The organism is Maribacter vaceletii, from assembly GCF_003634105.1.
GTDB lineage: Bacteria > Bacteroidota > Bacteroidia > Flavobacteriales > Flavobacteriaceae > Maribacter_B > Maribacter_B vaceletii.
The window spans coordinates 43,750-68,106 of record NZ_RBIQ01000009.1; the positions used below are offsets into that span (position 1 = coordinate 43,750).

A 24,357-nucleotide genomic window follows, 5' to 3' on the forward strand; every position below is an offset into this window, starting at 1 on the left:
TGGAATGTATTATTTTAAGACTTCTTTTAACTCTTTTCTAAAACTAAGAATAACCTCTTTATTTAATGGTTCTAATGCTATATTAGTCCATTCCATTGGGTCTATCCTATGGTCATACAACTCTTCAAAACCATCAGAATATTGGGTATATCTATATGTTTCATTACGTAAAGAATGATTCCCCTCCTGTTTCGTAGTCAAAGCAGCATGCTTCCATTCACCTTTAGGATTGGTTATTAGTCTTTTAAAACTATGACCATCTAAATCTTTTTTTGCTGGAAGCCCGCACAACTCAATTAAAGTAGGGTATACATCTAACAACGAAACCGTTCTTACACTTGTTCCTTTTTTCTTATTTCTAGGGTCAAAAAGTAACATAGGAGTTTTTGCAGACTCTTCCCATAACGTTTGCTTAGACCAGTGTTCTTTTTCCCCTAAATGCCATCCATGGTCTCCCATTAAAATGATTATGGTATTATCCTTATAATTGCTTTTTTCTAAATTGTCTAAAAGATGACCTACACAAGCATCTGCATATGCTAAATTCGCCAAATACGCCTTTACTACAGATTTCCATTTATTATTTCTTAAAATTTCATTATGCAAATTAGAACCAGCCCAGTTACCTCCAATTTTCCCAACATCTTCTATATCATTTTCTAAAATTTTTGGTAGAATTATATCTTCTTCCTTAAACAAATCAAAATATTTCTGTGGTGCATACAATGGTAAATGAGGTCTAAAAACACCACAAGCGGCAAAAAATGGTTTATCATACTGTTCTTTTAAAAAAGAAGCTATATAGTCTGCAGATTTCCAATCGTGTGTTTTTTCATCTGGAATAGCAACTCCACCCCAATCAAACGATCTAGTTTTACTTCCTTTTACACCTGCTCTTTTAAAAATAATTCCATGGGTAAACCTGTCTTCTGGATATTGAACCCCTAATCCGCCTTTATGTTCTTTTTGAAAAGACCCAGGATCACTCCCTGGTCTTGGTTCTACTTTTGTTCCTCTTGGACTATGAAAAATTTTACCAGCCGCTGTAGTAGTATATCCATTTTGTTCAAAATACTGAGGGAGAGTTACTGTATTTTCAAAACCTTTAATTTCCCTAAACCTTTCTATGTTTCCGTAAACTCCAGTTCTAGAAGGTAAGTACCCAGTTAATAAACTTGTTCTAGAAGGATTACATAATGGAGCTGAACAATACGCATTTTTAAAAACAACACTCTTGCTTGCCAACTTATCCATATTGGGTGTAATAGCCTGTGGATGCCCACCAAAAGCACCTACCCAGTCATTCATGTCATCTACCATTATTAATAGAACATTGGGCTTTTCTGCTGTTTTTTGCTGACTACTAACACAACTTGTTAGTGCAAGAAAGACTAACCCTACTATTTTGCTGATTTTCATTTTTCTTTGCATTTACTTTTCTTCCATACGAAGAAAAGAAATACATCTATTTTTTTTGTCTGTGTACGTTTATGAATTGTCTCTATAAGAAAATAACAAGTGTTTTTCTTGTATCCCTTAGTACATTAATTAACAACATCTTTATGTTATTGCCATTAATACAACTACAGAAAATTAAATAACTCTAGAAACTAAAAAAGCCAGAAAGTAAATTACTTTCTGGCTTTTTTAGTTTCTAATAGATATGTTTTTTTTAATTCACATCAGGGTTTAAATAATCTGCTGTACCTCCATTTTCAGTTCCTGGATAAGAATCTGGATTTGTTATTTCCCCAGAATCATTTCTTATCTCCTCATTGGTTGGTGTAAAATCTCCATCATCATCGGTATCTAAATAATCTGGCCCTCCATCCTCATCGGTATCATCATTTCTTGGATTAGAATCTCCATCTCTATCTTCTTTCCAAGTTGGTACGCCGTCTCTATCATGATCCGATTCTTCTACACGAAATAAATTAACCTTAAAAATTATTGGCGAATAAGAAAGTCCTGGCTGCGTACCAGAAAAATAGGCTAAGCCAGATGGCATAAAAATAACTCCTACACCTGGATCTAGAATGGTAAAAGTACCATCTCCGTTCTCTTCTACCTCGCCACCTGCTTTTAAACCTGCTACACCTTTACCAAAACCCCTTACAGTTGAAACCATATCAAACCAAACTGGAGCATCTGCACTATCAAAAATAGTGTTACTCAAACGTCTTCCTTCATAGGTTACAAAAGTAGAGTCCATGGCAGTTGGCTGTACTCCTTGGTTATCATCCCCTTTATTAGCAACTATGTAATATAGCGTATGCTTAATATTTGTTTCTTTTTCAGTTAAACCAAAATCATCAGAATCTACCTCAATCACTTCACTTTTTAATTCTGGAGAGTCAAATAATGAAATTTTATTTGCATTATCACCTGCTATTGTATCAATCTTTACTTGGTAATCAAAGCCTTCTGGTTTACTTTCAAATTCCTCGTAATTATAGAAGTGTGTCTTTAAATATTCTATAATTTCGGCATCATCCTCTATTGCAACCTCACTAAGAAGTCTTAATGGAATGGCTTCTACCCCATCATCATCATTATTACAAGACCAAGCAATAATAGTTATTACTACTAGTGTTAAAAACTTATTCATTCTCATTAAAAAATAATTTAAACGCCGAAGATACAATTTTCCCTTATTTTTGTGGAGTACGTTAACAAAGATTTTTAATTCAAGAATGCGGGTAGATAAATACTTATGGAGTATACGATACTTTAAAACCAGAAACATTGCAACCACTGCATGTAAAAAAGGGCATATTAAAGTAAATGAGCAAGTAGTAAAACCTTCTAGGGAAGTATATCCTATGGATAAATTAATTGTTCGTAAAAATCAAATTAACTACGAACTTACCGTGCTAGATACTCCTAAAAGTCGTGTAGGAGCTAAACTAGTAGACATTTACAGAAAAGACACCACACCAAAAGAAGCGTTTGTTCATGACGAGCTTTTACAACATGCAAAAGACTATTATAGAAAAAAAGGGGCAGGAAGGCCTACCAAAAAAGATAGAAGAGAAATTGAAGATTACTTAGATGAATCTGAATAAAGAATTTTGGGAGAATAGATATGAGAACAAAGATACTGGTTGGGATATAGGTTACATATCTACTCCATTAAAAACCTATATAGACCAATTAGAAAATAAAAATATAAAAATTTTAATTCCTGGAGCAGGTAAAGGGTATGAACCTATATATTTACATGAACAAGGTTTTAAAAATGTTTTTGTTGTGGATATAGCTGAGCAACCGTTAGATCATATAAAAAAGGTAGCTCCTACTTTTCCAGTAGAACATTTAATACAAGAAGATTTTTTTAATCTAAAATTAAATGGGTTTGATTTAATTTTAGAACAAACTTTTTTTTGTGCACTTTCTCCTGAATTTCGCCCAAATTATGCAATTAAAATGCATAGTTTATTAGCAAATAAAGGAAAACTTGCAGGGCTCCTATTTAACTTTCCAAAAACAGAAAAAGGCCCTCCATTTGGTGGCAACATAGAAGAATACATTACGTTATTTCAAGACTTATTTACTATAAAAACACTTGAAAAAGCATCAAATTCTATTTTACCTAGAGCAGGTAAAGAACTCTTTTTTATCTTTGAGAAGTAAACTACCTCGGGGCAAGCCTTCGAGGCATTTATTTGGAAACTAATTTTGATTTCGAGGCAAGCCCCGGAGCATTTAAATCTCGATTATCGAGTAAATTATAGCAGACTATGAAAAACACAATATTATCTCACAAACAAATACAGCATAAAATAAAACGTATTTCTTATCAAATTTTTGAAGCAAATGTGGATGAAAAAGAAATAATAATTGCTGGTATTGATGGTGTTGGTTTAAAGTTTGCAAAAAAAATTCAAACTATACTACGAAAAATAACAGATGCAGAAATTACTTTATGCAAAGTTATGATGGATAAAACAGACCCTTTAAAAAGCGGCGTAACCACCTCTATACCAGAGAATAAATACCAAAACAAATCTGTAGTATTAGTAGATGATGTTTTAAATTCAGGAACAACTTTAATTTATGGTGTTCACCATTTTTTAAAAACTCCTTTAAAACAATTAAAAACAGCCGTTTTGGTGAATAGAAATCATAAAAAATATCCTGTAAAAGCAGATTATAAAGGAATTTCTTTATCTACCTCTTTACAAGAACATGTAAATGTTACTCTAGAAGCTAATAATGATAGTGTTTTTTTAGACTAATAATGACTTAATAGTTTCTACTGTTTCTTCTGGAGTTGTATTATCTGTAGTTAACGTATGGTGGGCTTTGGAGTAAAAGAAACTTCTTTCGAACATATGCTTTCCAATAAATTCTGGCATTTCTTCATCCTTAATATTTTTAATTAATGGTCTATGCTCTTTCTCTAAAGAAAGGCGTTTTACCAACTCATTAATACCCACCTTTATATAAAACACATTTTTAGTTGCAGAAAGTATTGTATTCATGTTTACACCATAACAAGGAGTACCCCCTCCGGTAGAAAGAACTATATTTTTATTAATATTTAACACCTCTTCTAAATAATAAAGTTCTTTTTTTCTAAAATAAATCTCCCCTTTTTCTTTAAAAATCTCTGAGATTGTTTTTTTCTCAGAATCTTCTATATAATTATCTAAATCTATAAAAGTGAGGTTCCTTTTTTTTGCAAGTAACTTACCTACAGTAGTTTTACCACTACCCATATAGCCTACTAAAACAATTTTCATGCAGTATTTTTTTTTACAAAATTCAGCTAATTAATAATCAATTCAAAGAATTTTAAAATTTCTTTAAAATCTCCTTGCTAAATTAATTAAACGTACTATATTTGCACCCGCAATAAGGATTTTAGTTCTTTATATTTTGACCTGGTAGCTCAGTTGGTAGAGCATCTCCCTTTTAAGGAGAGGGTCCTGGGTTCGAGCCCCAGCCAGGTCACAGATACTTAAAAACCTCTTTATTTAAAGAGGTTTTTTTATTTAAATATGTGCTCTGTTTATTTTTATAAAAACCACATAAGTTCTTCAAAATTTTGACCTGGTAGCTCAGTTGGTAGAGCATCTCCCTTTTAAGGAGAGGGTCCTGGGTTCGAGCCCCAGCCAGGTCACTATATTACCTACCCATTTACTATTAAATTTATAATTTTATTCTTTTTATTAAAAATTAAGAAAACATCTAGTTTTATTTAAATAATTAATTACCTCTCGTAGCAATAAAGCTTGTTTTAGGTTTTAAAATTTACACCATATAAAACAAGAAATGTTTAATAAAAAAGCCAAAAACATAATCTATCCTAACCTAAATAGAGATAATTATTGTCATAATACGCAAAATAAGCTACTAATTAATCAAAATAGCATATAAATAAACACTAAAGAATACCAATTTTTGTAAGAACGTAACTAGCAATAATAAACATTGCTTTATTTAACATACTATCCTTATGAAAAAAAGTAGTCTTCCAGATCCTTTTGAAAAGGCCCGTTTAGAGAGCGGATGCGGTAAAATGAATGACCAAGATGATCCTGTAACTATGCTTTTAAGGCATAAAGATGTTAGAAAAACTGCCCATAATTGGAAAACTTTTCAATCTGGTGCAGAACCAGGGCGTATAGTAGTCCCTTCGGAAGTAAATATTAGAGATACTCGGCAAATACCTTTTGAAGTAGACCCTCCTGAACATAAGGATTACAGAGCTATAGTAGAACCTTGGTTTAGGAGACCTTTACAACCAGAATATGAGAAACAATTAACAGAAATAATTACAAACTCTGTTAATGAAGCACTTAAAACAGGTACTTTAGAAGTGGTAAATTCTTTTTCTTTACCATTACAATCTAGAGCATTAACCCTATTATTAAATACTCCTTTTACTGAATCTGAAACTTGGATTTCTTGGGGTACACATGTTTTTAGAAGTGAAGGAGAAGCTTTAGATGGCGATAAAGCTAATATTCTATATAATTATATTGAAGAACAAATAGAGGAAGCTATAAAAAACCCTTCTGAGAATTTATATTCAAAATTATTAGATTCTGAATATGATGGCAGAAAACTAAACAAAGAAGAAGTTAAAGGTATAATGATTTTAACTTTTGCAGGAGGTAGAGATACGGTGATTAATACTATTACAAACTCTATAGCATATTTAGCCGAACACCCTGAATCTTTAGAGAAATTACATAAAGAACCAGAAATAATTAATAATGCCGTTGAAGAACTAGTACGTTACTTTTCCCCATTAACACAAATGGGACGTGTAGTTACAGAAGACACTCATGTATGTGAGCACGCTGCTAAAGCAAATACACGTGTTTCTTTATGTTGGGCTTCTGCAAATAGAGATGAGAAAGTTTTTGAAAACCCAAATGAAATTGTTTTAGATCGTAAGGTTAATCCTCATGTTGGTTTTGGTTTTAGTCATCATAATTGTTTAGGTGCAACACATGCACGCCAAATAATGAGAATACTACTAAAGACTTTATCTGAAAAAGTACAATCTATAGAAATTTTAGAATATAAAGAGAATATTGAAGACTTAGATGAGTTTAAGCGTAAGGTTGGTTACGATAGTATTCAAGTAAAATTTAATCCTAAAACTGTTTAAAAAATTATGGCAAAAATAACTTTTATTACAAGCGACGATGAAAAAATAACATTAGAAGGAACTTCTGGTTCTGTAATGGCACTTGCTGTTGAAAACAATATTAAAGGAATAGACGGCGACTGTGGTGGCGTATGCTCTTGTGCAACATGCCACGTTCATGTAGCTCCTGAAGATATAGCCAAGACTGGGGAAGCTAGCGAAATAGAAACCGATATGTTAGAGCTAGATGACAATACTGATGAATATAGCAGACTTTGTTGCCAATTAGAAATTAGTGATGCAATAGATGGCATTGTATTGAAAGTTGCTAAATAATGTCTACAAATACTAAAACTTGTGTTATAATTGGTGCTAGTCATGCTGGTGTTAATCTTGCTTTTAACTTACGTAAAGAAGGTTGGGAAGGTTCCATACATTTATATGATTCTGACCCTGAATTACCATACCATCGCCCACCACTCTCTAAAGCATATTTAACTAGTAGAGATAGTATTGAAAAAAATCAATTGCGCTCTGCAGATAGTTATACCAAAGAGAATATTGCTTTACAATTAGGTGTTACTGTACAGGCAATAAATCGTGAAGAGAAAAATGTAGTACTTGGAGATGGCTCTATACAATCCTATGACAAATTGGTGATAGCATCTGGAGCCAGACCAATTATCCCTCCTATACCAGGAATTGAATCTGCAAAGAATTTATTTCCAATACGAACAGCTGCAAATATTAGCAGCATTCGTATAGCTCTATCTAAAAGTAACAGCAAGAAAGTTGTTATTATAGGTGGAGGATATATTGGATTAGAAACTGCCGCTTCTTTAAAGAAATTAGGAGCTAGCGTAACTGTATTAGAAAGAGAAGAGCGCATTTTAGCAAGAGTAACAGCTCCAGAAATGTCTTCTTTTTTTAAGCAACTTCATCATGATAATGGCGTTGAAGTTCTTACTTCTAAAAATGTTACTTCTATTGAACATAAAGACAATAAGAATTACATTAATTGTGCTGACGGTTCTAATTTTACAGCGGATATTGTTATTGTTGGCGTAGGTATATTTGTAAATAAAGAACTTGCCGAAGAATCTGGAATTTTATGTAAAAATGGTATTTGTGTAGATGAAACTACAAAAACAAATGACAATGACATTTTTGCCATTGGAGATTGTTCTTACCATCATAATCCACATTACAACACCAACCTACGATTAGAATCTGTACAAAATGCAATAGACCAGGCTAAGGTGGCTGCTGCTGCAATTTGCGATAAGGAAACGAAGTATAACACTATTCCATGGTTTTGGTCTGATCAATACCATGTAAAATTACAAATGGTAGGACTTTCGCAAGGTTATAATGAAATAATTTTAAGAAAAGAATCTGGAGAAGGAACCTACGGAGATAGTTTTTCTGTTTGGTATTTTAAAGAGGATACTCTATTAGCTGTAGATGCTGTTAACAATGCTAAAGCATATGTTATAGGTACTAAGTTTATAAAAGGGAATACTAAGGTAAATAAAGAGAAATTAGCAGATTCAGAAACTGTATTTAAACCTGTAAACTTACTTCTAGAAGATTAAAAAAAAATCGGTCTTGTTAAAGACCGATTTATGAACTAACTTAAAAAACTCACTAGTGCTGACTCGGAACAGCTTAGTATTTTTATTTTCCCTTCGCCTATAAAGGGAAAATTTTAGATTCTGTTCTGACTGATACTAAAAGCTCTTTCATTTCTTTTACTATTTCTGGATGTATTTTTGCTATATTTTTTTCCTCTTTACCATCTTCTTCTAGGTTATACAACTCTAAAGTACCATTCTCACCTTTTAAAGCATCATATACTACCCCTTTCCAATTACCTATACGTATTGCTTGCCTACCTCCTCTAATGCCAAATTCCCAGTATAAATATTTATGCTTTTTTTGGTTTTTAGTATCCAATAATGTTGGCAAAAACGAAATACCATCTGTTTCTAGATTAGAAGTTATTCCTGCTATTTCTGCTACTGTCGGCATTACATCCCAAAAAGCAGAAATATGTTCCGAAATAGAGCCTTTCTTTATTTTTCCAGGCCATAAAGCAATAAACGGAGAACGGATACCTCCTTCGTATAAATCTCTTTTTTTACCTCTTAACCCTCCACTACTTTCAAAGAACTCCACATCTGCACCTCCTTCTCCATGGGGCCCGTTATCACTAGCAAACATTATAATAGTATTATCGGCAATACCCAAATCGTTTACTTTATCAATAATTTGTCCAACATAAACATCCATCCTATCTACCATAGATGCATAAACAGCATTGGGTGTCATTTGGGGGCAATATTTAAAATACTCCATATCTGGACCGTAATCTGAAGTATACTTGTCTGAAGTAACTAAATGTGGCTTTTCTATAAATTTGCCCTCATACTTTTTTAAAATAGAGTCTTTAGGAGAAATAAGCTCTGCATGCGGTAATACTAATGGTATATATGCAAAGAAAGGTTTATCCTTATTGTTCTCTAAAAAACTCATGGTCTCTTCCTGTATCACATCTGGTGCATAGGTAACCGTATTAGTCCAATCGTTTCCTTTTAAAGAATCTTTTTCTTGATTTCTCCATAAAAAAGGAGGGTAATATCTATGCGCCATCTTTTGGTCATTATACCCATAGAACTCATCAAACCCTTGGGCATTTGGGTCTCCTTCGGTAGCCGTATAACCTAACCCCCATTTACCAAAAGCACCTGTTACATAACCTGCAGATTTAAGCATTTCTGCAATAGTTATAGCATTTACTGGCAGTGGCGTTTGCCCACCACCTTTAGCTTCTTTATTACCTCTAATTGGAGTATGGCCAGTATGCTGCCCTGTCATTAATGAAGACCTAGCAGGAGCACAAACTGCAGCACCACTATAATGGTTAGTAAATTTTATACCATTAGCTGCCATTTTATCTATATTAGGCGTATTAAATTTCTTTTGTCCATAACTACTTAAATCTCCATAGCCTAAATCGTCTGCCAATATGTAAATAATATTGGGTGTCTTTTTTACCTCCCCATTTTCTGTTACTGCAATTTCTTTTTTTGCCTCTTTACAAGAAAAGAACTGAATGGCTAGTAAAGCAAATAATATTCTTTTTACCATCATCTATTTAAATTTTAAACTTTTTAAAGAATCATCTTTTTCTAAAATTGTCTTTGCTTTTCCTTTATAAGTATTCTTTCTGAATTTAATGTTATTGGAATGGCTTATTCTAATTGCAGGATTTTTTGGATGTAATTGCGGAAAAGTACCTGAATTAGTAATCGTATTATTTTCAAATAGCAAACCATCTATATTAGTAACCTGAAGTATTAAATTATCAAACTGATTAAAAACATTATTAGTTATAGCTACATTTTTAAAGGCAGTATTTTGGTTATCATCATCCGTATCAAAACGGATTACACCTCTATTAAAACCACTATGCTGGCAATCTTGAAATGTATTATTTACTATTTCTAAATTTTCTACACTACCAGACTCATACCAATGTCCGCTTTCTATAGGAATTAATATTGCTTCCATTTCTGTACTGAAAAAATTGTTTTTTATTACCGTTTTTCTAGGGCTAGATAGTAGTAATCCTCTGGCTCTATTATTGCTTATAGTACAATTTTCTACAAGTAATTCTGGGTACGCATCTAAGTTCTCTAATAAATCTCCCTCTTCTAAATCTGCAGGTAATTTTTCATTAAACGTAATTAATTGATATCTGCTATTAATTTTTTTGATATTTTTTATAGTAAGCTTATTATATGGAAAAAAAGAATTAGAAAGTCTTACCAACCCTATAGTGTCGTTTGCTTTTCCTATTACAAATCCTTGTTGCTGAAAATGCCCCATTCTTACCCCAATAGTAAATTCATCTTTTATATCTTGTACTATTTGGTAGGTTCCATGCACATTTGTAGCATCGTCTAACTGATTATTAAACGTACAATTTTTTAACTCTACTTTTCCTCTACAGCCAACAAAATGGGTTGCATCTGCAGTAGTAGATACCATTCTTCCATTGGAAGGTGTCACATTGAAACTATCTAGAATTAAGTCTGCAGAATTTTCTGCAATTAAGCCCATACCGCCTGCATGGTGTACATTAACATTAGTAGCATTAAAACCATAAGTATGTGTTACTCTAAACGCAGGAGCCAACCTATTCTCATGTTGTTCCCCTTTACATACTAATATGTTGCCTACCGGTGGCAAATCACCTTTGGTATTATGTATGCGAACAAGTCCTGGTTTTATCTCCTCTACTGTAAGTGCATTTTCCCTACCTATAATTCTAAATTCTGGTTCTAATTTATCTACAGGGTATTTATAAGAAACCTTATCTACATTCCTACTAATTTCAATTTTACCAAACTGATTTAAAGGAGTATACTTTTCAGTATCAAAGGTTATTCCTTTTCGCTTAGGATCAAACAAAATGGATTGCCCTAAATGGTGCTCGTAATATTCTTTAACAAATATTAATTGGCCATTTCTAATTTCATAAGGGTATTCCTCTGATATTTCCATATCAAAAGTATGTTTAGTAGTATCATTTGCAACAATTTTACCTTCACTATGAAAAGAATCTGCCCAATCTACAGTAACATTTTTTACGGTTATGTTATTAGAATTATCTATTAAAAATGGAATCATTCTTCCATGATAAATAAAAGTAGAACCTTGACCATCAATAATTAAATTTTTAAAATTAAAAATTGGCATTGCTGTTCTTACAATAACATCATTATGGTTAGAAATATGAACAAATTTTTCTAATCCCTTATCTGGATAAAAATGATACGTTCCTTTTTCAAATTTAATTTCAGAAATAGGTTTTGCATCTGCATTTAAAATTCTCTCTAAAACTTTAGGGGTAGCATCTTCAGAAATAGAAGTATTAAATACTACTACTTGTTTATTTACATTTTGTGATAACCAACTAATACTTAATATAGTGGCTAAGAATAATAATGTAGATGCCAAAATTAGCTTTACAGAACTTTTTTTGTTCTTCTTAAATAAGGTCATATTTAGTGTATATTTTAGAGGATAAATATCTTTATTAACTTATGCATATATGTGTATAGTAGTACATATTTTGTGTCTAACGGTAAATAAAATTAATTTCAAAACTCATTAAACAATAGACTTACAAGACATTAAACATTATTTCTTATTAAAAAACTAGTTCCTTTAAGTTCTATGATTTTCACACCCTAATTTAAGTACTATCCTTTTTTCTTTAGGTAAATTATACTCGATAAAAACTAGATTCTATTCTTTAATACTTTCTTTATATGCTTTTGTATATTTTTTATACCCTATTTCTACTCCGTCTAACATTTGCTTATATACTTCTGGGTCATTTGCCTTAACCCATTTAATAACTTCATTCCCTTTTACTATAGTTGGTTCATAAAGCTTACTAACAGGTTTCATTTGCACATCAAACTCTAAAGTTTGTTTTCTCATTTTGTTTAAAATATCAGCATATAAAGGATTGCTCGCCAAATTTGTTAATTCCATTGGATCCTTACTTAAATGATATAATTCTTCGGCAGGTTTTTCTGGATTAAAAAAGAATTTTTGTTTTTCATTTAATTTCCCTTCCTTATTCAATTTTCGCATTACATGTACAGCTGGTCTATAAAATTCTAAATATGCCTGGTGTGCATCATAAGGTACATCTGGCTTATCATTTCTTATGTATTTCCATTCTCCAGAAGTAATTGCCCTAGATTTTTCTTCTATTTCATCCCATAAATCTCTAGCTCCGTATACATACTCTCTTTGAAAATTTTTATTAAACATTGGTTTCCCTGTCATGTACTTTGGAACTTCTATGTTTGCAAAATCTAATACAGTTGCTGTAATATCTGTAGCACTTACAACATCTTCCCTAACTTTAGTTCCTTGTAAACCTTTAGGTGCATAAACTATTAAAGGGATATGCAATCCTGGATCATGTAAATACCCTTTTCCTCTAATATTACAACGACCATTATCCCCTATAAAAATAACAATAGTATTATCTGCTATTCCTTTTTCTTCTAATTCTTTAAAAATCATTCCTACCTCATTATCCATATATTCCATTTGGTCAAGGTATTTTGCCCAATCTAAACGAATAGTAGAGTGATCTGCCATATACTCAGGAAGCACTACTTTATTTGGATCTACTGGATGCTTGGATTTTTCACGAACCTCATTCCACCAGTCTCCTCTATGTGTTACTTGCAATTGTATTTGCGCAAAAAATGGTTGGTCTTCTTTTTTAAATTCATCATATTTATCAAACACACCAAACTTTGTTTTTCCGTCCCAGGGCCCTATTGGTTCATGTTTAAAATTAGCATCAATCTTTCTTCCTTTATTCATAACACCATGATTACCTAAAATACAAGTATAACCAGCCTCACGAAGCCAATAGGTAAATGGTTTAAAGTTTTCATCTAAAGGAATTTCTCTATTACTTCTATGATGATGGGCATTAATTTTTACTTGATGCGTTCCTGTTAGCATTGCCGAACGGCTTGGAGAACAAATAGGGTTTGTTACAAAACAATTAGTAAACAAAACCCCATCTTTTGCCATTTTATTTAGGTTAGGGGTTTTTACAGCTTGCATACCATAAACTTCTAAATCTAAACTTATATCCTCGGCCATTAGCCAAATTATATTGGGTTGCTCCTCTTTCTTTTTTTGGGAAACTATATGCTGAAAAGAGCAAATAATAAGCAATCCTACAATTATTTTATGTATCATTTTATGTACTTCTTTAAAGGTCTTCTATTAGTATTCTGGAACAGCTTCTTTCTCCCAAGCTGCTATATCCGTTTTTAGTTGCTCTTCAATAGCCAAACCTTTTCCTATTAAATCGTCTTTTTCACTAATATCTTTAGCTACATTAAAAAGTTGAAATTTTCCGCTATGGTATTTTATTAGTTTCCAATCTCCTGCTATAACAGCTGCATACTGATCCTCATAACTTCTAAAAAAATAAAGATTTCTTTTAGCAATAGTTTTTCCTTGTAACAAAGGCATTAAACTAACTCCATTTATTTGTTTATCAGTACATTTTTCTCCAGAAGCAATCTCTACTAAAGTAGGGTAAACATCTATGGTTTGTATTGGAATTTCGCAAACCGCATTGGCTTTAGTAACTCCTGGGTAATAAGCAATAAAAGGAACCCTTGCTCCTCCTTCACCTAAGGTATTCCCTCCTTTTTTACCTCCACTTAATGGCGCATTTGTATAGGCACCTCCTTGATCCGAGATTGCTAGAATAACTGTGTTATCTGCAATTCCTTTTTCTTCTAAAGCTTTTCTTACTCTCCCAACAGACTCATCCATGGCTTCTACCATTGCGGCATGGTGCGCATATTTACCCTCTAAACCAGCATCTTGATGCTTTTTAAGTAAATCTTTCCTTCCAATAGATGGTCCATGTACAGAATAATACCAAAAGGAAAGCATAAACGGATTTTCTTTATCGTACGTTTTTATAAAATCTACTGCGCCATCTGTAAGTACATCTGTTAAATAATCTCCTTCCTTATAATTTTTCATAAAACCATTAGGATCACCATCTTTAAAAAAAGGATAATAATAACTCTTTGGATGCCCATGATCTGTGGTTCCAAATTCAGCATCAAAGCCTTGATCTTTTGGATAACGCCCTTTATGTCCTAAATGCCATTTACCAACAAAATAATTATAATAACCATATTCTTTTAACCTTTCTGCATAGGTAACTTCTTCTAATGGCAAATAATTTCTTGAAGGCCTTTGTACAGGATCTGTTGGCCATAAATTATACTCCGCGTCTGGGTCTTTTGGGTCTATAGAAATGTGTCTTGGCATTCCAAGACGTATTGCTTCTTTTCCCGTAAGAATAGAAAGTCTACTAGGGCTACAGGTTGGCGTAGGTATATATGCTCTAGAAAAATCTAAACCATCTTCTTTTAACTTATTTAGATTAGGGGTATTAAAAATTGGATTTCTATAACCAACATCTGACCATCCATAATCGTCTACAAAAAGTAATACAATATTAGGCTTCTTTACCTCTGCAACTTTTCCTTTTTTCTCTACCTTTTCTTTACATGCCAAAATTGGCAATAAAATAAAAAAAACGAGTACTACTCTTACAATTTTGCTCATTATTACTATTAATATTTAATATACAATTACTATATAAACAGGAAATAAAACTTATTACACTTTCGCTAACATGTAAATATGCCCCTTTTATACTTGAATTTTGTGGTTATAAGTATAGAAAATGTATGTCTAAGTAAATACTACTTTAAAAAAGTCTATAAAACCATATGTTATCTAAATAGGGTAATGCTTTAGAGTCTAAAAAAAGTGATCTATATACTTTTACAGCAACTACAATTTATTTATTCTCTAAGACATAATAACAATAATGCGTAACTATTTTTAATACTTCTTAAAACTATTCTTTTAACGTTTATGAAATTAAAATTAATAATCCGTCTTTTAATTCTTGGATACATTTATATGAACTCAAATTTATCTATTGCTCAATCTTCTTTAGATGCTATTATTGGGTCTGTAATAGATAATAATGAAGTGCCTATAGAAGCCGTTGCTATAACTTTATTACACCCTAAAGATTCTACCTATATAAAATATACAATAAGTAACTTTGATGGTAATTTTAGCTTTGAGGAAGTACCTCCCAATTCTTATTTACTACAGTTATCCTCTCTTGGTTTTAAATCTTATTTTAAAAACATAACCTATTCTAACTCACAAATAAATTTAGGAACAATTATTCTTGAAGAAGATCTAATGGAGTTAGATGGCATAACCTTAACTGCAGTAGTTCCCGTACAAATAAAACAAGATACTGTTTCATTTAGTGCTAGTTCGTTTAAAACAAATCCAGACGACAACTTAGAAGAGTTATTAAATAAATTACCTGGAGTAGATATAGATTCTGATGGTAAGGTAAATGCCCAAGGTAATGATGTTGCTAAAATTATGGTCGATGGTAAAGAATTTTTTGGAGGTGACCCAGCTGTTGTGTTAAAAAACTTATCGGCAGACGATATTTACAAAATTGAAATTATTGACCAAAAGAGTGAAGAATCGCAATTAACTGGTGTAGAAGATGGCAACAAAGAGGTTGTAATAAACTTTACTTTAAAGAAAACAAAAAAAAGTAAGGGATTTGGTAAAGCCTCTGCAGGTATTGGCCTAGATAAAAGATATTTTAGTAATCTAAATTATAATAAATTCTCTAGTAAAACTCAATTTGCAGTTATTGGAAAATTTAATAACATCAATGTTACAGGTTCTAATATTCAAGGGTTTTTAAAAAATACCAATGGTATAGACGAATCTGAAGAAGAGGATTCTAATTCTGCAAAAAGAACAAAAAGCTTAAGTGGTTTTCTTAAAACGGGGGTTGCGGGGTTTAATATAGGACATGAGTTTAAAAAGAAAGAAGATTTTAATGTAGATTATTTTTACAATCTTTCTGAAAATAATGGCAACTCTAATTCTAAAAGAATTACATTTTCTAATAATAACAATTTTGATTACAAGGCAAATAATTATTATAGTAACAGCACAAATAACCATAATTTAAATCTTAACTACAAAAATAAATCACATAAGAATTACAGACTTTTTATTAAAGGACAATTTAGAGCAGACAATGTAGTTTCTGAAACAGAGAGAGATGGACAATATTTTATTTCCGACAGCATCCTAGCAACTACAAATTTTAATAAAAATACTATTGAAAGAAATAAAACTCTTAGTAATATATCTTTAAATTATTTTCAAAAATTAAATGACTCCGGACGTAACTTTAATATTGGTTTTAACACCTCTTTAAACACTTTTAAACTAAATAACAATCAAAACACTTTTATAGAAAGGGGATTACAAAACAACAACAAAAGTTCTCGAGAAATAAATACTTTAAGAGATGAAAGTACTCGTACCAACATTAATAACATAAATTTTAAATACACGGAACCTTTAGGAGGCAATAATTCTTTAAAACTAGAATCTTACATAAAGAATGAACGAAGAGGTGAAGATGTAAATCAATATAAAACCACTATTAAAACAACCTCTGAAGAAGAAATTTTACTGTATGACTATAAACACGTTTTAAATAGCTACCAAACTAGATTGGCACATGCCTATAATATTCCAAAATTTAATAGTTATATAGGTGTAGAGTTACAAAACATAGATAGACTATTTGGAGTAAAAAAAGAGCCTTACATAACCATAAGCAACTCCTATATTAACCCTGTCACCTTTTTACAATACAAACCAAAAAAAGGACAGCGATACAGATTTTCCTATAAAAAAACCATAAAAACTCCTAATTCCTATGAAAGTTCTACTGTTATAAACGATTTAAACCCATTTAGCATACGCAAAGGAAATCCGGATTTAAAGCCAGAAAAAATAAACTTATTTTCATTACTTAGTATTATTCATAATTTTAAGTCCGGAATAAACTTTAATACCAGAATACAATACCAACATTCTAATAATGGGATAACCAGAAGTATTGCCGTAGATGATGACTTCATTAAAACTACCAGCTATGCTAATAACGGACAAAAAAGTAGATTTAGTTCTTCTTTAAGTTTTAGTAAAAGAATGAAAAAAATAGGGCTACGTTACACCTTAAAAAATAGAAATTTATTTACAACATCTAACTCTATAATTAATTTACAGTCTAACCAAGTAGATACTAAAGACTACTCTTTCTCTTTAATTTTAGAGAACAACAATAAAAGAATTATAGATGTAAAAGCAGGAGCTAACTATAGTATTAATAATACAGGTTTTTCTATTGAGAATGATTTAGACCGAAAATTTTCAAAACAACAATATTATTCTATGGTTGATTATGACTTTACTAAAAAATTAAATTTCAACACACAGTTTGATTATATAATTTACAAGGATAATAAATTTTCATCGGACCAAAAGCTTCCTTTATGGAATGCTACTTTATCTTATGCTTTTTCTAATAAAAAGAATGATATTCTAAAATTAGTTCTTATAGATTTATTAGATAAAAATGTAGATATTTATCGTAATAGCACCATTAACTTTTTTGAAGAGACCACCTCTGAAAGTCTTGGAAGATATATTATTTTAAGTTTTACACACAGATTAAACAGGGGAAAAAAGAAGTAATCCTATATAAAAGATACCATTAGATACTATTACAGTATCTCATTATGTATGTAAAAATTAAAAAACTGCGCAAAAAGAATTATTCTTCTGCACAGTTTTTTCTGAAAACATAGTGTATTTATAACACTCACTATTACATAAAATTATCTACTTTTTTATATGCATCTATCACAGCCTGCTCTCCTTCTTTATTTGGCTTAGAATTGCCATGCTCCATTCCTAATATTCCCTGGTATCCTTTTCCATGGATAAATTTAAGAACATTGTTATAATTTATTTCTCCTGTTGTTGGTTCTTTACGCCCAGGGTTATCCCCTATTTGTATATATGCAATTTCATCCCAACAAGCATCCATGTTAGGAATAAGATTCCCTTCTTGAATTTGTTGGTGATAAATATCAAATAGAATTTTACAGGATGGAGAATCTACTGCCTTGCATATTTCATATGCTTGTGGAGATTCTGTTAAGAAAGCTCCAGGATGGTTATAAAAATTTAATGGCTCTAAAACCATTGTTAAATCATGAGGTTCAAATATAGCGGAAGCCTGTTTTAAAGTCTCTATTACATTTGCAGTTTGGTATGCTCCTCTAACCTTTTTTGCTACATTACCAGGAACTACAGTCATCCATTTTGCATTTACTCTTTTTGCTACTTCAACAGATTCTTTACAGTAGTTCAAAAAAGCTTCTCTACTTTTTACGTCCCCAGATGCTACATTCCCTTCTTTTAAAAACACAGCAACAAAAACTCCCATTTCTAGGGCTCTTTTTTGCATAGTGTTTGCCATTTTCTCTTGAAGAGCAACATCCCTTTTACGCATAAGATTATCCTCAAATGCTGTAAAGCCTTGATCTGCCATAAAATTAAGCTGATCAATAGGATTCTCTCCTACATGGTGTTTAAACATCCCTATGTGTGGAGCATATTTTAAATTAAAATTATGCTTTTTAGATACTTCTTTTTTCCTAGCTGCAAAAGCTGCACCAGAACCCAAGGTAATTGCTCCTGCAGATAATGCTGTTTTTTGAATAAAGCCTCTTCTTTTCATTAGTTTCTATTTATAGTTATATAGACCATGCTTTTCCTTTTGTTAACTCCTCTATGGTACCACACGGAACATATTGCCCTGGAACAGGTAAATATGCTAAAACTTCCTCTCCAATATATTCATTACACTTATAGGCCCAAATAGTTAAGTCTCTAATATTTTTCACAAACGAAAGCTCTTTATTATCCTTAGGAGATTCTAATGCTGTTCTTAAAATTGGTGCTATATCTTCTGGTGTTAATTCTTTTATTTCATTCTTTCCGGATGCTTTAAGAGTATCTACAGCCAAAATATCTAATGTAGATTTAAACTGGTCTTGTTGTTTAATTTCCATTACCTCATTAACAAACTGATCTAAAAAAATATGAACATTTACTTCCGAGGCAGATGGCGTATCTGTTTTAGGTAGGATAGCGTCTATTGCATTTACAAGAATTAATGCTTGGTTCTGACTAAAAAAAGTAGGCATCCAAGATACTTCCTTTTCTCCTTTACAACTTTGTAATATAGTTAGGAAGGTAGGTGCTGCAACTACGTAGCCCATTGACATTCCCATTTTTAATAATGCTTTTCTTCTATCCATTATATATTTCCTTTTTTAAGTTCTTGCGCTGCATGATTTGCAGCTCTTGCTGTAAAAGCCATATAAGTTAATGACGGATTTACACAACTAGAAGATGCCATAAAAGCACCATCTGTTACATAAACATTTTGTACTGCATGTATTTGATTATGTCCGTTAACTACAGAGGTTTTAGGGTCTCTTCCCATACGTGCCGTTCCCATTTCATGAATACCGTGTCCCATATTATAGCCACCATCACGTGCTTTTACATCTCTAAAACCTGCTTTTTCTAACATTTCGGCTGCATTAACAATAATATCTTCCCGCATTTTAAGCTCATTATCTCTTATATCTGCATTAAAATTTACTGTTGGTAAACCCCAACCATCTAAGGTATTATAATCTAATGTCATTCTATTATCTTCATATGGTAGAATTTCTCCAAAACCACCTATACCCATTGTCCACCCTCCAGGTTTTAAAAGCTCGTCTTTCATTTGAGCTCCCATACTAAATTCTGCTATAGAGTCTTTCCAGTTTTTACGACTGGCTCCTCCCTGAAAACCAAAACCTCTAACATAGTTTTTACTATTAGATTTTCCTCCTAGGTTTTTAAATCTTGGAATATAAACACCTCCTGGCCTTCTCCCTTTATAATATTTATCTTCAAAACCATCAAACTTACCACTTGCTCCTGTTCCTAAATGATGATCCATTACGTTTCTACCAACTTGATCAGAATCATTCCCTAAACCATTTGGAAAACGATCCGATTTGGATTGCAACAAAATAGATGCTGTTGCCATGGATGAAGCGCATAAGAAAATAACTTTTGCTTTAAAAACAAACTCTTCTTTTGTTAACCTATCTATTACTTTTACCCCAGATGCTTTTTTGGTATTAGGATCATAAATAACTTCAGACACAATAGAATCAGGTCTTAGAGTTAAATTTCCAGTACGTTCTGCCGCAGGTAATGTAGATGAGTTACTACTAAAATACCCTCCAAAAGGGCATCCTCTGGCACAACGGTTTCTAAATTGGCATTTAGTTCTACCTTCAAAAGGTTTATCTCCCGTTATATGAGCTATTCTACCCGCAGTTACAACTCTACCATCTAAGTTTTCGTAAACTTTATCTCTAAAATGTTGTTCTACACAATTGTGCTCCATCATTGGCAAAAATTGTCCGTCTGGCAACTGAGGTAAGTTCATTTTTTCTCCAGAAACTCCAATATAAGTTTCAACCTTATCATACCAAGGAGCAATATCCTTATAACGTACAGGCCAGTCTACTCCATGACCGTCTTTTTTATTTGCTTCAAAATCTATTTCACTCCAACGGTAACTATGCCTCCCCCACATTATTGAGCGACCACCAACATGGTAACCTCTAACCCAATCAAAAGGTTTAGTTTCTTTATAAGGGTGCTCTAAATCATTAACAAACCAATGATTAGCATCTGCATTATTAACTCTGCCAGTTCTTATTTGTTTAAGCTGTTTAGCCTTATCTTCTTTAGTAAGCTTGCCTCCATTAGGAAAGTCCCAGGTATCTAAATTAGCAGTTTTGTAATCTGTAATATGTTCTACCATTCTACCACGCTCAAGAACTAATGTCTTTAAACCTTGTTCACACAACTCTTTTGCAGCCCAACCGCCACTAATACCTGTTCCTACAACTATTGCATCATAAGAATCTTGTTCTTCGTTAAAATAAAATTTATTCATTTTTTTGTTTTGTTTCTTATTTAAAACTTATGGTAATGCCTAGTAAAACCCATATTGCATATTCGGAATTTTAAATTCTAATACCTACCTCATATGTTTAATTATATAAATCAAATAGATTTTAATTTAAAAGGGAATAATTCTGAGTCTACATGAGACTCCTTAATAATTTGCTCTATTTCTGCTACAATCTCTGGATTCTCATCTGCCACATTTTTAGATTCTGTAGCGTCTGTATATAAATCATATAGTTCTAATTTAGCTTTTGGGTCTTTAATAGCATTATATAAAATCCCTTTCCACTTTCCTTTTCTTACTGCTTGCCTACCGCCTTTATGGTTAAACTCCCAATACAAATATGTATGTTGTTCCTGTTTTTCTTGGCCTAAAAGTGTTGGTAAAAAAGAAATTCCATCAGTATTAGTAGGTGTATCTATATTCGCTATTTCTGAAACTGTTGGCATTACATCCCAAAAAGCAGAAATATGATTAGTTGTTATTCCTGGTTTAATTTTCTTAGGCCAAACTACAATAAAAGGAGAGCGTATTCCGCCTTCATACAAATCTCTTTTTATTCCTTTTAATCCTCCAGCGCTATTAAAATATTCTGGACTAGCACCACCTGCTGCATGCGGTCCGTTATCACTAGCAAACATAATTATTGTATTATTTTCAATACCCAATTCTTTAACCTTTGTTATTATCTGGCCTACATAAATATCCATCCTATCTACCATAGAGGCGAAAGCTGCATAGGGTGTTTCTGTATTGCAATACTTGGCTTCTACAATATCTTTTCCATAGTCAGAACCATTTTTATATGGAACCTCATCATATTTACCAATATACTTTTGTAATAGACTATCGTTCGGAGAAATTAGTTCTGCATGAGGCAATACCAAAGGTACATATGCAAAAAATGGCTTGTCTTTGTTGTCCTCTAAAAATTTTAAAGTTTCTTCTTGAATTTTATCCGGAGCATATGTAACTATATTAGTTAAATTATTCCCCTCTAACATTTCTTTTTTATCATTTTTCCATAAATGCGTAGGGTAATATCTATGCGCTTGTCTTTGACAATTATAACCATAAAAAGTATCGAAACCTTGATTTATGGGATCTCCCTCAGAGCCTATATACCCGAGCCCCCATTTTCCAAAAGCTCCTGTACTATATCCCGCGCCTTTTAATATTTCTGCTATAGTAACAGAACCTGCGGGCATTGGAGTTTGCCCTTCTCTTCCTTTTATTTCTTTATTTCCTCTAATCGGAGTGTGCCCTGTATGTTGACCAGTCATTAATGAAGACCTAGATGGCGCACATACCGTGGATCCGCTATAATGTTCGGAAAATTTTATTCCTCTTTCTGCCAACCTATCAATATTGGGAGTTTGGAATTTTTCTTGGCCATAAGAACTTAGATCTCCATAGCCCAAATCATCGGCAAGAATATAGATAATGTTTGGCTTACTAGCTTTTGAAACAACTTTACTTTTATCATTCTGGCATGATAAAAACAATACTGTATTGAGAATACAAATTAGTATATAAATACTCCTATTATTTAGCTCTAATTTCATAAAATTAATAATACACTATAAAATTTATTTTCTATTTGTCTCTTAGTTATAAAAATCGGAAATTATATTCTTAGGACCCTTTTCATACTCCCATAAATACTCTCCCGTTTTATCTACACATTTTTGACTTATGTGGTGTGGTAGTACAGAAACTAATGGGTAACCTGTTTTATTTTTGAACATATCTAAATGTCTTAAATAATTCTTTTCTGTAAGCGCTTTTGCAGAGGTATCATTACCTCCGATATGATCCAAATTAATTGCCCTTCCTGGAGAAGATTTAAAAGCAATATCGTAGTGATTTTTTACTCTTGCAGGCCAATCATAATTATCATTTAACCAAACATCATTGGTTCTTGTTACATCTGTATATTTAGTAAAGAAAATATCTGGCACATGAAATTCCATTTCTATATAAGGATTAATAGCTTTTGCCGCTCTGTATAATTCTTTATGAATATGCAACATATTAGATTTAGTATTATAAGACATATCAATCTTAAACTTCTTGACTCCCATGGAATAGAAACGATATATTACTTCCGAAGCATATTCAAAAATATCTGCTTTAGGATTTAACCATCTTTCCGCGGTATTTTTGTCTACATCTCCTGTAACTTTCCAATCTCCCAATAGGTCTGGATATTTTTTAGCAATAGTGCTCGCATGATGTATTTTAGGGAATGCAATCCATAACCCTGGCGTAAAGCCTTTTTCGCTAATCATATCCATGGTTTTCTTAAAATTTGGAAACTTCTTTGGGTCCGCTTGCCAAGTTCCAAAACCAGATTTTACAGAACCATCAGGGAATTGTCCCCAACCATGATCTAAAGTCATTTTTCCTTTAGGAAACCCATACTCTATAATTTTATCTAAATAAGAGGCAACAAAATCATGATTTAATAAATGAAAATGCCCTCCTCTTATCTTGGACATATATTTTTGCTCCACCCAGGTACAATATTCTACATCTGACCAAAAATCTGGTATTGTAGTCAAAGGCTTAAAATTAAGCCTTTGCATCATTATTGTATTATACTCTTTCCAAGCTTTATCTCCATTTCCTTTTTCATTTACAAACAACTCTTGTCCTTCAGGTACAGAAACTATTAAAGTTTCTTTTCCATCAAAACTAAAGGTAGAATTTTCATAACCATAGGAAGTCATAAAACCAACAAAAACTCCATTAGCATCTATTATTACTGGAGAACCTGACATGCCAGAAGCTTCTATAATAAATGGGTTATGCATAAAAGCAGTGCTTTTATAATAATGAGCCCCTCCTCCTTTTTCTTCTGGGGTAGAAATACTATAGTAAGGGAAAAATAAAGGTGCTTTTACTTTTATAGGTACCTGCTCAACTGTCCTACTTCCATTTATAGTAGCCCCTGAACTATACCCATCTTCCGATTTTTCTATTTTACTAGCCCCACAACTTATTAAGCCAGCTCCCGCCAGTCCTAAACCACTCTTCTTTATAAAGTTTCTTCTATTTCTCATTGTAATGTTTTTCCATCAACTAAAATCGTATAAACTGCAATCCTGTATGTAGTTATTAATACATACTTTGTATGTTACAG

Annotated in this window: 19 protein-coding genes and 2 tRNA genes; 9 read left to right on the forward strand and 12 right to left on the reverse strand. The window is 32.2% G+C overall.

The window, feature by feature from the left end; translation table 11 throughout:
- Positions 1-9 precede the first annotated feature (9 nt).
- Together CLV91_RS11145 and CLV91_RS11150 are read right to left on the reverse strand one after the other, a co-directional pair.
- Positions 10-1,419 (reverse strand): sulfatase, encoded by a 1,410-nt coding sequence (locus CLV91_RS11145; RefSeq protein WP_170146743.1) that lies wholly within the window; start codon positions 1,417-1,419, stop codon positions 10-12.
- Between the two features lie 253 nt (positions 1,420-1,672).
- On the reverse strand, positions 1,673-2,614 hold the full coding sequence (locus CLV91_RS11150; protein WP_147406417.1) for an FKBP-type peptidyl-prolyl cis-trans isomerase: 942 nt from the start codon (positions 2,612-2,614) through the stop codon (positions 1,673-1,675).
- A gap of 79 nt (positions 2,615-2,693) precedes the next feature.
- On the opposite strand from CLV91_RS11150, the gene CLV91_RS11155 reads away from it, so the two are divergent.
- From CLV91_RS11155 to CLV91_RS11165, 3 genes are all read left to right on the forward strand, one after another.
- Positions 2,694-3,065, forward strand: coding sequence for an RNA-binding S4 domain-containing protein (locus CLV91_RS11155; protein ID WP_121067958.1), 372 nt, complete (start codon positions 2,694-2,696; stop codon positions 3,063-3,065).
- A complete protein-coding gene (locus CLV91_RS11160; protein ID WP_121067960.1) occupies positions 3,052-3,633 on the forward strand; it encodes a methyltransferase domain-containing protein in 582 nt (193 codons plus the stop codon). The genes CLV91_RS11155 and CLV91_RS11160 overlap by 14 nt, the downstream gene beginning before the upstream one ends.
- A gap of 107 nt (positions 3,634-3,740) precedes the next feature.
- A complete protein-coding gene (locus CLV91_RS11165) occupies positions 3,741-4,238 on the forward strand; it encodes a phosphoribosyltransferase family protein (RefSeq protein WP_121067962.1) in 498 nt (165 codons plus the stop codon).
- On the opposite strand, the gene CLV91_RS11170 is transcribed toward CLV91_RS11165, so the two are convergent.
- The gene (locus CLV91_RS11170; RefSeq protein ID WP_121067964.1) at positions 4,230-4,745 is read right to left on the reverse strand and encodes a shikimate kinase; all 516 of its coding nucleotides are present in this window, start codon (positions 4,743-4,745) and stop codon (positions 4,230-4,232) included. The two genes, CLV91_RS11165 and CLV91_RS11170, sit on opposite strands and share 9 nt — an antisense overlap.
- A 138-nt stretch (positions 4,746-4,883) precedes the next feature.
- Here CLV91_RS11170 and CLV91_RS11175 point away from each other — a divergent pair.
- From CLV91_RS11175 to CLV91_RS11195, 5 genes are all read left to right on the forward strand, one after another.
- A tRNA-Lys gene (locus CLV91_RS11175) sits at positions 4,884-4,956 on the forward strand.
- A gap of 96 nt (positions 4,957-5,052) precedes the next feature.
- A tRNA-Lys gene (locus CLV91_RS11180) sits at positions 5,053-5,125 on the forward strand.
- A 336-nt stretch (positions 5,126-5,461) separates the two neighbouring features.
- Positions 5,462-6,625 carry a cytochrome P450 gene (locus CLV91_RS11185; protein ID WP_121067966.1) on the forward strand — a complete coding sequence of 388 codons (1,164 nt, stop codon included), beginning with the start codon at positions 5,462-5,464 and terminating at the stop codon, positions 6,623-6,625.
- Positions 6,626-6,631: 6 nt separating this feature from the next.
- Complete coding sequence (locus CLV91_RS11190; RefSeq protein WP_121067968.1) at positions 6,632-6,940, forward strand: 2Fe-2S iron-sulfur cluster-binding protein; 309 nt, start codon at positions 6,632-6,634, stop codon at positions 6,938-6,940.
- A complete protein-coding gene (locus tag CLV91_RS11195) occupies positions 6,940-8,199 on the forward strand; it encodes an NAD(P)/FAD-dependent oxidoreductase (protein ID WP_121067969.1) in 1,260 nt (419 codons plus the stop codon). The genes CLV91_RS11190 and CLV91_RS11195 overlap by 1 nt, the downstream gene beginning before the upstream one ends.
- 97 nt (positions 8,200-8,296) lie before the next feature.
- Here CLV91_RS11195 and CLV91_RS11200 read toward each other — a convergent pair whose 3' ends face one another.
- The 4 genes from CLV91_RS11200 to CLV91_RS11215 form a co-directional block, all read right to left on the reverse strand.
- The gene (locus tag CLV91_RS11200; protein ID WP_317124775.1) at positions 8,297-9,757 is read right to left on the reverse strand and encodes an arylsulfatase; all 1,461 of its coding nucleotides are present in this window, start codon (positions 9,755-9,757) and stop codon (positions 8,297-8,299) included.
- On the reverse strand, positions 9,758-11,674 hold the full coding sequence (locus tag CLV91_RS11205) for an alpha-1,3-galactosidase-related protein (protein ID WP_121067971.1): 1,917 nt from the start codon (positions 11,672-11,674) through the stop codon (positions 9,758-9,760).
- 246 nt (positions 11,675-11,920) lie between these two features.
- A complete protein-coding gene (locus tag CLV91_RS11210; protein WP_121067973.1) occupies positions 11,921-13,411 on the reverse strand; it encodes a sulfatase family protein in 1,491 nt (496 codons plus the stop codon).
- Positions 13,412-13,438: 27 nt separating this feature from the next.
- The gene (locus CLV91_RS11215) at positions 13,439-14,809 is read right to left on the reverse strand and encodes a sulfatase (RefSeq protein ID WP_121067975.1); all 1,371 of its coding nucleotides are present in this window, start codon (positions 14,807-14,809) and stop codon (positions 13,439-13,441) included.
- A 363-nt stretch (positions 14,810-15,172) separates the two neighbouring features.
- On the opposite strand from CLV91_RS11215, the gene CLV91_RS11220 reads away from it, so the two are divergent.
- A complete protein-coding gene (locus CLV91_RS11220; protein WP_170146744.1) occupies positions 15,173-17,851 on the forward strand; it encodes an outer membrane beta-barrel protein in 2,679 nt (892 codons plus the stop codon).
- 133 nt (positions 17,852-17,984) lie between these two features.
- Here the strand turns inward: CLV91_RS11220 and CLV91_RS11225 are convergent, their stop codons facing one another.
- The 5 genes from CLV91_RS11225 to CLV91_RS11245 form a co-directional block, all read right to left on the reverse strand.
- Positions 17,985-18,902, reverse strand: coding sequence for a hydroxypyruvate isomerase family protein (locus CLV91_RS11225; RefSeq protein WP_121067979.1), 918 nt, complete (start codon positions 18,900-18,902; stop codon positions 17,985-17,987).
- A gap of 16 nt (positions 18,903-18,918) precedes the next feature.
- Positions 18,919-19,485 carry a gluconate 2-dehydrogenase subunit 3 family protein gene (locus tag CLV91_RS11230; protein WP_121067981.1) on the reverse strand — a complete coding sequence of 189 codons (567 nt, stop codon included), beginning with the start codon at positions 19,483-19,485 and terminating at the stop codon, positions 18,919-18,921.
- Positions 19,485-21,197, reverse strand: coding sequence for a GMC oxidoreductase (locus tag CLV91_RS11235; RefSeq protein ID WP_121067983.1), 1,713 nt, complete (start codon positions 21,195-21,197; stop codon positions 19,485-19,487). The genes CLV91_RS11230 and CLV91_RS11235 overlap by 1 nt, the downstream gene beginning before the upstream one ends.
- A gap of 110 nt (positions 21,198-21,307) precedes the next feature.
- Positions 21,308-22,777, reverse strand: a complete 1,470-nt coding sequence (locus CLV91_RS11240) for an arylsulfatase (protein ID WP_121067985.1) — start codon at positions 22,775-22,777, stop codon at positions 21,308-21,310.
- 42 nt (positions 22,778-22,819) lie between these two features.
- On the reverse strand, positions 22,820-24,277 hold the full coding sequence (locus CLV91_RS11245; protein WP_121067987.1) for an alpha-galactosidase: 1,458 nt from the start codon (positions 24,275-24,277) through the stop codon (positions 22,820-22,822).
- Between the last annotated feature and the right edge of the window lie 80 nt (positions 24,278-24,357).